At 45.3% G+C, this 12,596-nt stretch carries 8 protein-coding genes; all 8 read left to right on the plus strand.

The genetic code is table 11. The features are described 5' to 3' along the window. The first annotated feature begins 49 nt into the window (after nucleotides 1–49). The 8 genes from QZ735_RS17165 (at nucleotide 50) to nadC (ending at nucleotide 12,524) form a co-directional block, all read left to right on the plus strand. Entirely contained in the window at nucleotides 50–2,416 is a 2,367-nt protein-coding gene (locus QZ735_RS17165; RefSeq protein WP_294251057.1) for a T9SS type B sorting domain-containing protein, read from the plus strand. Nucleotides 2,417–2,568: 152 nt separating this feature from the next. Then, a complete protein-coding gene (dnaB, locus tag QZ735_RS17170) occupies nucleotides 2,569–4,158 on the plus strand; it encodes a replicative DNA helicase (protein WP_294251059.1) in 1,590 nt (529 codons plus the stop codon). A gap of 38 nt (nucleotides 4,159–4,196) precedes the next feature. Beyond that, nucleotides 4,197–4,673 (plus strand): ribonuclease HI, encoded by a 477-nt coding sequence (rnhA, locus tag QZ735_RS17175; RefSeq protein WP_294251062.1) that lies wholly within the window; start codon nucleotides 4,197–4,199, stop codon nucleotides 4,671–4,673. A 168-nt stretch (nucleotides 4,674–4,841) separates the two neighbouring features. Next, nucleotides 4,842–7,094: a T9SS type B sorting domain-containing protein gene (locus tag QZ735_RS17180; RefSeq protein WP_294251065.1), complete on the plus strand. Its 2,253-nt coding sequence runs from the start codon at nucleotides 4,842–4,844 to the stop codon at nucleotides 7,092–7,094. A gap of 176 nt (nucleotides 7,095–7,270) precedes the next feature. Further along, nucleotides 7,271–9,265 carry a T9SS type B sorting domain-containing protein gene (locus tag QZ735_RS17185; RefSeq protein WP_294251067.1) on the plus strand — a complete coding sequence of 665 codons (1,995 nt, stop codon included), beginning with the start codon at nucleotides 7,271–7,273 and terminating at the stop codon, nucleotides 9,263–9,265. 155 nt (nucleotides 9,266–9,420) lie between these two features. Beyond that, entirely contained in the window at nucleotides 9,421–10,047 is a 627-nt protein-coding gene (locus tag QZ735_RS17190; protein ID WP_294251069.1) for an NAD(P)H-dependent oxidoreductase, read from the plus strand. A 29-nt stretch (nucleotides 10,048–10,076) separates the two neighbouring features. Continuing rightward, nucleotides 10,077–11,648, plus strand: coding sequence for an L-aspartate oxidase (nadB, locus tag QZ735_RS17195; RefSeq protein ID WP_294251071.1), 1,572 nt, complete (start codon nucleotides 10,077–10,079; stop codon nucleotides 11,646–11,648). A gap of 15 nt (nucleotides 11,649–11,663) precedes the next feature. Continuing rightward, on the plus strand, nucleotides 11,664–12,524 hold the full coding sequence (gene nadC / locus QZ735_RS17200) for a carboxylating nicotinate-nucleotide diphosphorylase (RefSeq protein WP_294251073.1): 861 nt from the start codon (nucleotides 11,664–11,666) through the stop codon (nucleotides 12,522–12,524). Nucleotides 12,525–12,596 lie beyond the last annotated feature (72 nt).

Here is a 12,596-nt window from a genome sequence, read left to right on the forward strand (position 1 = left end):
GCGGTTTTTTTTGCCATTTTACATCAAACAATATTAAAATAGTTATATAATGAAGAAGCTATTACTGTTGAGTATATTATTTTTATCTCAATTTCTTTTTTCGCAATCGGATTGTGCTACCGCATTATCTGTCTGCGGAAACGCAGGCCAGTCCTATACTCCCAGCGGACACGGAGCAGTACAGGAAGCTCCTCTGGGCGGATGCCTGAATTCTGAACATTATTCCGTATGGTATAAATTTACCATTGCGACGGGAGGGACATTAACTTTTGTCATCAATCCTAATAACAGCAGTACAGATTACGACTGGGCGGTCTTCGGGCCCAATGTACAGTGCGGAAGCTTGGGGACGCCTATCAGATGTTCGTATGCAGGTTCCGGAGGACCTACAGGACTCAATATGACTTCCCTTGACACCTCAGAAGATGCCGCCATGGATAATCTAGGAGATCCTGCAGATCGTTTCGTGAAGTACTTAGACGTATTACCCGGTGAAACCTATTATCTTATTGTGGACAATTTCTCATCGAATACCACAGGGTTTACACTGGAATGGGGAGGGACTGCTGAACTGGCATCACCTTACAATGATCCCGTTTTAACACCAAATCCGTTTGTTGCGCCAGGAAATCCAAGTGCGACGCCGGGAGGACCCCGTGAAATCGTACAGTGCCAGCTTCCAACGACTTTTGATTTCAGCACACTGACCACGGGAATTGTTAACGGGAACCCTAATTTTGTGGTAACTTATCACTACACCTCAAATGACGCCCTTACAATCGCCAATTCCATTACGGCACCTGTTACCGTAAATGGTACCGACATTTATTATTACAGCATCCATTATCAGGATCCTGCCAATCCCAATAACCCGATCAACAATTGTACACAGACCGGTTCTATCAAGTTTGTGCCCGGAAATATAGTTCCCAATAATGCTACGCTTACGGTCTGCAACTACAACAACTCCGGACTGGGTATTTTTAACCTTACATCGGCAAGTGTCTATACGCCGACAACCGGAGTCACCAAAAAATACTATCCTACCCTGGCGGATATGAATGCGGGGACAAATGAAATTTCCAATCCGGCAACTTATTCATCTACTGCCCCGAAGACCATCTATGTGAAAATCAATACCGATCAGGGATGTTATGGAGAGGCTGAAATCTCACTGCAGTTTTTTGCTCCGCTACCGGCCGTGAATGTAACCATAAAGTCATGTAACAACAACAATGCAGGAACAGGTGTTTTTGACCTGACTGCAGCTGATGTTTACCCTCCGGGCGGTGTTACTAAAAAATACTATACTTCCCTGGCAGATCTGAGTACCGGCAGCAATGCCATTGCAAACCCTGCCGCTTATACATCTGCGGCCCCGAAAACGATTTACGTGCAGGTGGTTACTCCACAGGGATGTACCGGGCAGTCGGAAATTTCACTGCAGTATTACCCGGTAGTTACGGTTACGGAAGCCACACTGGAATCATGTTTTATTGATACGGCTGTTACCACCGCTTCTTTTAATCTTACCCAGGCTAACGTAACTTCACAGACGGGAGTGGTAAAGACCTATTTTGCTACCCAGGCAGATGCGCTGGCAGGAACTAATCCGATTGCCAATCCATTAGCCTATATCACCACAACCGGAGCAGGATATATAAAAGTAACCGACGGAAACAACTGCTTCGCTATTGCCAAAGTCAATCTTAAGGTATTGCCTCCGGTAAAATCCAATGTCCTGACAGACAAAATCATTTGTATTGAAGACACTACCATCATGGATGCCGGGCCCGGATTTGACGGATATGAGTGGAGCACAGGCGCAACCACCCAGTCGATTTCCAATGTGACCGCCGGTGCCTACTGGGTGAAACTGAAAACAGGAAACTGCTGGACCCTGCAGGAAGTAAAAGTATTTGCTTCTGCACAGCCCGTTATTACCAATATTGAGATCACCAATGATTCATTTACGGTAACCGTAAGCGGAGGGAAAGCTCCTTATCAGTATTCACTGGACGGAATCAATTGGCAGGACTCGAATACTTTCACAGGGCTTCCGAGAGGAGAAAACAAAGTCTATGTGAAAGATGCCTACGATTGTAACCCGATCGATGTACAGGTAACGGTACCGAACCTTATCAATGCGATTACCCCGAACGGAGATAACGTTAATGATTATGTAGATTATTCAGCGCTGGCTTACAAGAAAAACCTGGTCCTGAATATCTATGACCGGTACGGAAACAAGCTGTATACGGCAGACAAAGTAAGGGATTATAAATGGGACGGAACTTCCGGCGGTAAAAAAATCCTTACCGGAACCTACTGGTATACCATTACTTGGAACGAGAATGACAAAAACAGCACGCCAACCCAATACAGCGGCTGGATTCTGGTAAAAAATATAAAATAAACGCTTTTTCAGATCAAAAAAAATCACTCCGGAACCGGGGTGATTTTTTTATGCACCATTCTAAAGCCTTTCAATACTGGCATTTTATAACTTACTAACAATTTGGCGTCTCCGCTGAATTTACTTTCCAAAAAAACTATCTTTGCATTATTATGGCGCAGAAAGAAACTTTATCTTCATTGACGAACGGAAACTTTGCAAAAGAGCTCTCTATTGCGGACGGTAAAATGCCGCCCAATGCCCTGGAATTCGAGAGACTGGTGATCGGTACTTTTTTAATTGATAAAAAAGGGCTCGACCATTCCATAGACCTGCTGACTCCCGAGGTATTTTACGATCCCCGGCACCAGGTCATTTTCTCCACCATCCTGAAATTATACGAAGGCAACCAACCCGTCGATCTGATGACCATCATCCAGGACCTGAAAAAAGAAGGCCGGCTGAACCTGGCCGGGGGAGACCATTATATCATTGATCTTACAATGGGGGTCAGCTCATCTGCCCACATAGAATACCATGTACGGGTAATCCTTGAAAAATACATTTTAAGAAGCCTCATCAATGTTTCAGCAAATGTGATCGATGCTTCCTATAAAGAATCCACCGATGTTTTTGAACTGCTGGATAAAGCGGAACAATCCTTTTTCGAAATCACCAACGGAACCATAAAAAAAGGTTTTGATACAGCCAACTCCCTGGTCAAGCAGGCTATTGAGACCATCAAATCCCTTAAAGACAAAGAAGGGCTCTCCGGGGTGCCTTCCGGATTCCGGGATGTTGATAAAGAAACCGGTGGCTGGCAGAATTCAGACCTTATCATCATCGCGGCACGTCCGGCGATGGGGAAAACGGCTTTCCTGCTTTCCATGGCAAGAAACATCGCTGTAGGACATAAAATCCCGATGGCCCTATTCTCGCTCGAGATGGCTTCAGTACAGCTTATCACCAGGATGATTGCCTCTGAAACAAGGATTTCTTCTGAAAAACTGAGAAAAGGAACCCTGGATGACGAAGAGTGGCAACGGCTGTTCTCCAATGTATCAGAACTGGAAAATGCGCCATTGTATATCGACGAGACACCGTCCCTTTCCATCTTTGATTTCCGGGCCAAATGCCGGAGGCTGGTTATGCAGCATGGCGTAAGAATCATCATGGTGGATTACCTTCAGCTGATGACTGCCGGAAGCGGCGGGAAAGGCGGCGGAAACAGGGAACAGGAAATTTCGATGATTTCCCGGTCCTTAAAAGCGATTGCCAAAGAACTTAACGTTCCGGTAATTGCCCTCTCCCAGCTTTCCCGTAGTGTGGAAACCCGTCCCGGAAAAAGACCGCAGCTTTCCGACCTGAGGGAATCCGGGGCCATTGAGCAGGATGCGGATATTGTATCTTTCATTTTCAGACCCGAGTATTATAAAATTACGGTGTGGGATAATGACGATGAAGGGCAGGAAACCTCTACTGAGAATCAGGCTGAACTTATTATTGCAAAACACAGGAATGGCGCCACGGCAGATGTCCGCCTCTCATTCCTTAAACATTTTGCCAAATTCGCAGACATTGAAGCAGCTTTCGACGGGGGTTCGGGGGGTTACCCTTCCGGCTTCGGATCCGGTGAGCCGAGTGGCTTTGATAAAATCAAAACAACCATACAACCCGGTGCTGCCTTTGATCTTCCGGGCAGTTCCCAGGTATCAGGATCTTCCATGAATGATTTCGATGACGATGACGACTTTCCTTTTTAACGTATAATTCAGGCCGCCCCCGGTTAATAAGAAGAAAGTTGAGAATAGAAATATATACAGACGGAGCCTGCAGCGGAAACCCCGGAAAAGGCGGGTACGGAATTCTGATGCGCGTACCTGAGAAAAACTATCAGAAAACATTTTCAAAAGGTTTCCGCAAAACAACCAACAACAGAATGGAGCTCCTCGCTGTAATTACGGCACTCGAAAAACTGAAATCCCCGGATAACGATATCCATATTTATACCGACAGCAAATACGTATCGGATGCCATCAACCAGAACTGGCTGGCCGGCTGGATCAGAAGAGGATGGAAAAACGTAAAAAATCCCGATCTCTGGCAGCGGTTTGCAAAGCTGTATGTCGTCCATCAGCCTAAAATGCACTGGATCAAAGGCCATGCCGGACATTTTGAGAATGAATTATGTGATAAGCTGGCCGTTACCGCTGCTGCCTCACCCAGCCTTGAAACCGACACTTACTTTGAAAACCAGGAGAACAACAGCTTATTCTGATTGATCAGTACGGTACACTACCATCCCGATTAAAATCTTTCAGCATTTTCCCTTTTCATTTATCATTTATAATAAAATAAACATCATATCCGGTAAAATTAATATGGAATACCTGTTTTTTGATTAGGAATTAATATCTTTGGGGTTTAAATTCTAAAACCGCAATACATGGATAAAAAACTACTTGCTTGTTTTATTCTGCTATTATCCCTTTTTTCAGGAAAAATTTCAGCTCAGACCTATCAGCTGACGGGAAATCCGGTAAATACGGCAGGATGGGACGTTGTACCTTCAGCCGCAGTTAACGGTGACTTTATACAATTGACTGCAGATCAGACTTCACAGGTAGGCGGGATTAAGCTGAATGCCCCTATCAACCTTAAATTCTGTGATAAATGGCGGGTGGAATTTGATTTCAGGATTGACGGAAACGGTACGACCAGCTATGGCCGGGGTGACGGTTTCGCTTTCTGGTACCTCGCCAATCCTCCGGCTTCCTATACCCAGGGCGGCGGCCTGGGGATCCCGGCCAATTCTACCGGTCTGATGGTGGGTTTTGATATTTTCAACAACAGCACTGAAGGCCAGATGAGTAAAGTGCATGTGCTCTACGGAACCAACAATACTGCCGGCTCCAATATTGAATACAACAATACGCCCGGAAGTACCTTCCACACGGCAGATCTCAATCCTACCCAGCCCTTTGTGGGAGCTACCTACAAACACGTTGAAGTACTTGGACAGGTGAATCCTGCAGCACCTACCAGCTGGATCATTACCATCAAGATTGACGGCACTACTGTAGTAAACCAGTCTTTTGCTCCTTCCGGAGCAGCTGCCGGAATGACGCAAGGATATTTCGGCTTTTCAGCATCTACCGGAGCAGCGAGTGCGAGACACTCTATTAAGAATGCAAAAATCTATACGGATAAAGTAGCCATTAACCAGAATTCCGTTTCGGCAAGCGTATGTCCGAATCCGGGAACAGGCCAGGGTACGGTTAACCTCACGTCTTACCAGAGCCAGTTTGTAACCAATCCGGCCAATTATACCTTTACTTACAGCGTTGGCGGAATCCCAGTTACCAATCCTGCAAACTTCCAGTTCAGCGGAAACACTACCGTTTCCGTCCTGGTGAAAGACAATGCCGGTGTATTATGCGATAACCCGGATGCGAAAATCATCCTGTCGCTCTCACCTTTTACCGCTACTCCTGCTACCCTTACAGCCTGCAACAACAACAATGCAGGCACTGCCACCTATAACCTCTCGCTTGCCAATGTGAATGAGCCGGCAGGATCTACCAAAGTATATTATGCAACAATGGCCCAGCTTAATGCAGGAAGCAATCCGATTACCAACCCAAATGCATATGTTTCAGCTGCGGGCACCGTATACGTGAAAGTAACAACGCCACAGGGATGCGTAGGCTCGGCTCCGATTACGCTTGCCTTCTATCCTACAATTCCGGCCACTGATGCATCCCTCGAATCGTGCTTTATAGATACGGCTCCGACCACAGCTTCATTCAACCTCTCATCAGCCAACGTAACCACTGCAACAGGGATTGTAAAAACATACCACACCACCATGGCAGATGCCATGACAGGCAATAACTTAATTCAGTTTTTCACCGCTTATATTTCAACTTCTTCAACAGTTTATGTGAGGATTACCAACACAGCAGGATGTTTTGTAATTGCTAAAATCACGCTGAAAGTGCTTCCTCCCGTTTATTCTTCCGTCCTTAAAGATAAAACCATCTGTATCGATGAGAAAACCACCCTTGACGCAGGGCCGGGATTCAATGCTTACCTTTGGAATACGGGCGCGACAACCCAATCGATCACCAATGTTTCGCCAGGTCTATACTGGGTACAGTTGAAAACCGGAACCTGTACTACGACACAGACCGTAAAAGTAAATCCTGCCCCTCAGCCTGTTATCGCCAGCATTGATATCAATAATACAACATTAACGATAAACGTTACAGGAGGAAAAGCCCCTTACCAGTATTCACTGGATGGCGTAAACTGGCAGAATTCCAATGTATTTACCGGGCTTCCGAGAGGAGAAGCAGTGGTATACGTAAAAGATGCTTACAACTGTACCGCAATTCATGTACAGGTTACCGTGCCGAATTTAATCAACGTCATTACTCCGAACGGAGACAACAAGAATGATGTTATCGATTATTCCGCTCTTGCCTATAAGAAGAATCTGGTGTTCACCATATATGACCGGTACGGAAATAAGTTATATGAAGCGGATAAGCTCAGAAACTTTAAGTGGGACGCTACCACCGGAGGGAAAAAAGTAGCTACCGGAACGTATTGGTACACCATCACCTGGAATGAAAATGACAAGAACGGTACTCCAACAAAATACAATGGCTGGATACTGGTTAAGAATATACAATAAATACAGTAAAAGATCATCCGGCTTCCGGATGGTCTTTTTATTTCATACGCGGGAGATGGTCTTTACCCAAAAACCGCTACCTTTTACAATCAATGTATAACACCGGACATCTTTTTTAAAACTATATCAACTGTAAAACCTGTTAAATTTTGAAAACAACCTGTAAACGTTATCAAATGAAAAAAAACTACCTATTATTACTTTTCATTCTTCTTTGCGTTATTTCCAATCCTGTTTCAGCACAAACCTATCAGCTTGCCGGAAACCCGGTCAATACTACAGGATGGACAATGGTTTCACCCACCATTGTAAATACGGATTTTGTCCAGCTTACCCCGGATACCAATAACCAGTCCGGATCAATACGCCTGAACGATCCCATCAACCTGAAATACTGCGATAAATGGAGGGTGGAATTCGACTTCAGAATGGATTCCAATCAGACTGCCAACGGTGATGGCCTTGCTTTCTGGTATCTGGCCAATCCACCGGTTGCCAGCGTATTGGGTTCAGGGCTTGGGGTTTCACAAAATGCCATTGGCCTTGTGGTAGGATTCGATACATACAACAATACGACGACCGCAGTAATGAGTAAGGTACACGTTGGTTACGGACAGATAGTAAATACAACCGACACCAACAATGTGGAATTTTTCAATACGCCCGGAAGCTCTTTCCATTCCCCCGATATGAATACTTCCCTTCCTTTTCAGGGAACCAACTATAAACATGTGGAAGTAAATGCCCAGGTAGACCCCGCCGCTCCGGCCAACTGGATCATCAGGATCACCATCAACGGTACCCTGATCTGCAACCAGTCTTTTGCACCCGCAGGAGCTGCCGCTGCAATGACCGTAGGATACTTTGGGTTTTCGGCCTCTACAGGAGGAAACCGGTCCAGGCATTCTATCAAAAATGTTAAGGTCTATGTTGACAAAGTCCCTTTGCTGACGACTGCCATTACAAAAAACATCTGTCCTGAGCCTACCGGAATGGCGACTATTGACCTTACCCAGCTCAACTCACAGCTCACAGCAAGCCCTTCCAGTTATAATTTCACCTATTATATTACCGGAAGCGGTACCCCGATTGCCAATCCTGCAAATTTCCAGTATAGTGCGGATACCAATATCTCGGTAGTCATCAAAGACCCTACTTCGGTATTATGCGATAATAATGACGCTACCATTGCCCTTAAAGTTGCTCCTGTCGTTACGACAACGGATGCACTGCTGAGAACCTGCTTCCTAGAGGCCACCCCGTCAAAAGGTATTTTTGATCTGACCACGGCTCCGGTAATAGGTACCTCCACGGGAATTACAAAAAAATACTACCCTTCTTTAACGGATGCCCAGAACCAGACTAACGAAATTATGATGCCCGGGACCTATACGGCTCCTACCGGTGTTGTTTACATCAGGGTAACGAACAGTGCCGGATGTTTCAGTATTGCCAAGGTTACCCTGGAAGTCATTCCTCCTGTCTTTTCCACGGTGCTGGAAGACAGGATCATCTGTATGGAGAACAAAGCTACCCTGGACGCAGGTCCCGGATTTACAAGCTACGAATGGAGCACCGGTGCTACCTCGCAGACGATCACCAATGTAGGCGTAGGAACCTATTGGGTGAAACTGAAGAGCGGACAGTGTACGGTTACCCAATCTGTTAAAGTGTATGCTGCCCAACAGCCTGTGATCTCCAGTGTAGATATTTCCAGCACCACCGTTACGGTTAATGTTAATGGTGGAACAGCGCCTTATAAATATTCTATTGACGGGATCAACTGGCAGGATTCCAGTGAATTTAAAAATGTACCGAGAGGAGATGTTAAAGTGTATGTAAGAGATGCCTATAACTGCGAGCCGATTACCGTTACGGTAGTAGTTCCTAACCTCATCAACGTTATCACACCGAATGGCGACGGTGTCAATGACGGCATCGATTATTCTGCGCTGGCCTCAAAACAAAACCTGGTATTCAGTGTATTCGATCGTTATGGGACACAGATGCACAGCGCCAGCAAACTGAACCGCTACAAATGGGACGGAACGGTAGGCGGAAGAAAAGTTCCTACCGGAAGTTACTGGTTCTCCGTTTCATGGAATGAAAATGACAGAAACAGCACACCGGTAAAATATTCCGGCTGGATTCTGGTAAAAAACAGGGATTAACGCAAATAACCATTCCACATATTTTTAAAAGGGATCACTTCAATGTATTTTGGAGTGATCTTTTTTTGGACCGGACAACAGGAAGTATGATCATCCCGCCCTAATTTTGTCCCTTTCGGCCCGGTTAATTCGTATTCTATTCTTACATTTGTGATATGAATTATTTGGAGGCTTTGGGCAGAAGATATTCTGTAAAGAAATTTAACGGGGAAATTATTCCTCAGGAGGTCCTCTACCCTATTCTGGAATCAGGAAAACTCTCGGCAAGTTCCCTGGGCCTCCAGCCCTATAAGATACTGGTGGTAGAAAGTGAAATGATGAAACAGAAGCTGATTCCTGCTTTCTATAATCCGTCTCAGATCTCCACCTGCTCCCATTTGATTGTACTGGTTTCAAAAAAGATGCTCGAAGAAAACTATGTCGACGGATATTTCAGGCATATCTCCGAAGTAAGGGGTATGCCGGCTGAATCATTGGATCCTTTCCGGAAAAGCATCAGCCAGCATATCGATCAGAAAAGCCGGGATGAACTTTTTCACTGGGCAGAAAAACAATCCTATATTGTGCTGGCCAATCTGATGTATGCTGCCGCTCTTGAAAATGTAGACACCTGCCCTATGGAAGGGTTTCGCCAGGACACCATCGAAGAACTGTTGGAAACCGATCCCGAAACCGAGAAAGTCACCGTTACCCTTGCTTTGGGATACCGTTCGGAAGAAGATCATTTCCAATATCTGAAAAAAGTAAGAAAACCAAACGAAAAATTGTTTAAATTTATTTAAATATTGAGATTGTACCTAAACTAAGCCTAATGATAAAAGCGGATGTATTAGTAATCGGTTCCGGAATTTCGGGACTTTCCTATGCCATTAAAATTTCGGAACAGCTTCCTGATGCAAAAATCATCATTGTTACCAAGTCCGACGAAGACGAAAGCAATACCAAATATGCCCAGGGCGGCCTTGCTGTAGTCACCGACTCCAAAAATGATAATTTCGACAAACATATAGAAGATACCATGCGTGCCGGAGACGGCGAAAACAAAAGGGATGTGGTGGAAATGGTCGTGAAGGAAGCGCCGGCCAGATTCAACGAAATCGTGGAATGGGGCGCCAACTTCGATATGAAAAACGGCGAATTTGCTTTAGGCAGGGAAGGCGGCCATACCGAAAACAGGATTGTCCACCACAAAGACATCACCGGATTCGAAATTGAACGAGCCTTGCTGGAAACCGCCAATAAAAGTGAAAACATAGAAATTCTGGATCATCATTATGTGATCGATATCATTACCCAGCACCACGTTCCGGGAAAAGAGCTTAATGAGGGGGACATTCACTGCTATGGTGCCTACATCCTGGATGAGAAATCAAAAAAAATCAAGAAAATCACCTCTAAGATAACGCTGGCCGCTACCGGAGGGGCCGGACATGTCTATAAAAACACCACCAACCCAACGATTGCTACCGGAGACGGTATTGCATTTGTGGCCCGCGCCAGGGGTAAGGTATCCAATATGCAGTATTACCAGTTTCATCCCACCGCGCTCTACAGTAAGATCGACGGCATGCTGTTCCTGATTTCGGAGGCCGTACGCGGAGACGGTGCGAAGCTGAGAACCAAAAGAGGTGAAAAATTCATGCATAAATATGACGGGCGCGAGGAACTGGCCTCCAGGGATATCGTAGCACGGGCCATTGATGCGGAAATGAAAATTACCGGTGATGAATATGTAGGACTCGACTGCCGCGATATGAATCAGCAGAAATTCCTGGAACACTTTCCGAACATTTATAAAAAGTGCAGGAAAGAAGGGATTGACCCTTTTACCCAGCTCATTCCTGTAGTTCCGGCCTGCCATTACCTGATGGGCGGTATCGAAGTAGACCGTGACGGGCAGTCTTCCATAAGAAACCTTTTTGCCGTTGGCGAATGTACGAATTCCGGCCTTCATGGCGCCAACCGGCTGGCTTCGAATTCCTTGTTGGAAGGTTTGGTATTCGGACACAATGCTGCTATGAAAACCGTCGAACTGCTCAATGAAAACCATTTTAACTTTGATGACCTGAAAGCGGTTCCGGAATGGAATGAAGAAGGCATGAAGATCATGGATGAAATGGTAATTGTTTCATACCTCAGGAAACAGCTTCAGGAAATGATGAGCGATCTGGTAGGAATTGTACGGAGCAACCGCCGTCTGAACATGGCCCTGCAGAAACACCAGGAGATTGCAGCAGCCGTAGATGAAATTTACCACTATTCCATTCTTTCGCCCCAGCTTTCCGAATTAAGAAACCTAACCACCGTAGCCCACCTCATCATCACCCAGTCGATGGAGATGAAAGAGAATAAAGGCGCATTTTACAATAAAGATTTAGCTTAAAAAGCATTACAGGATATGAAAAGACCGGCATACGCTACTGATAAAGCATTAAAGCAGTTCATTAAAAATGCACTGGAAGAAGATATTCAGGAAGGCGATCATTCTACGCTTTCCACCATACCCAAGGATTTGGAACAAAGCGCAAAACTTCTGGTAAAACAGCACTGCATCCTCGCAGGGGTAGAGCTTGCTGAAATTATTTTTAAGACCTTCGATAAGGATCTGAAGATAGAAACCTTCGTGAAAGACGGGGATGCCGTAAAAGAGGGGGACATTGCTTTTATTGTAACAGGAAGCGCAAGGTCGATTCTTTCTACAGAAAGACTGGTCTTGAACTGTATGCAGCGAATGAGCGGTATTGCTACCCTTACCCACGACTGGGATTCCAGATTGGTCGGAACCAGGACCAAGCTCTTAGATACCCGGAAAACCACGCCCAATTTCAGGATTTGTGAAAAATGGGCCGTGGCCATCGGCGGCGGAACCAATCACCGCTATGGGCTCTATGATATGATCATGCTGAAAGATAACCATATCGACTATAATGGAAGCATTACCAATGCCGTAAAAATGGCCAAGGAATACATCAAAAAAAATAAGAAAAAGCTGAAGATCGAAGTAGAAACCCGCAACCTTGAAGAAGTGAAAGAAGCCATCAGGGCAAAAGTTGACAGGATCATGCTTGATAATATGGATATACCTACCATGGCAAAGGCCGTACAGATGGTGAACGGATCTTGCGAAACAGAAGCTTCCGGCGGAATCACCCGGGATCAGCTGAAGGAAATCGCGTCTACCGGCGTTACCTATATTTCTGCAGGCGCTCTCACCCATTCTGCAGCTAATATGGATTTGAGCCTTAAAGCAGTGAAATAAAGTTGAATTTTCAACAGTAATAATTATATTTTGTTAAAAAATCAATAATGTGATTTTTTTCATATGAATTCT

The organism is uncultured Chryseobacterium sp. (assembly GCF_913776365.1).
In the GTDB taxonomy this organism is placed as follows: Bacteria; Bacteroidota; Bacteroidia; order Flavobacteriales; family Weeksellaceae; genus Chryseobacterium.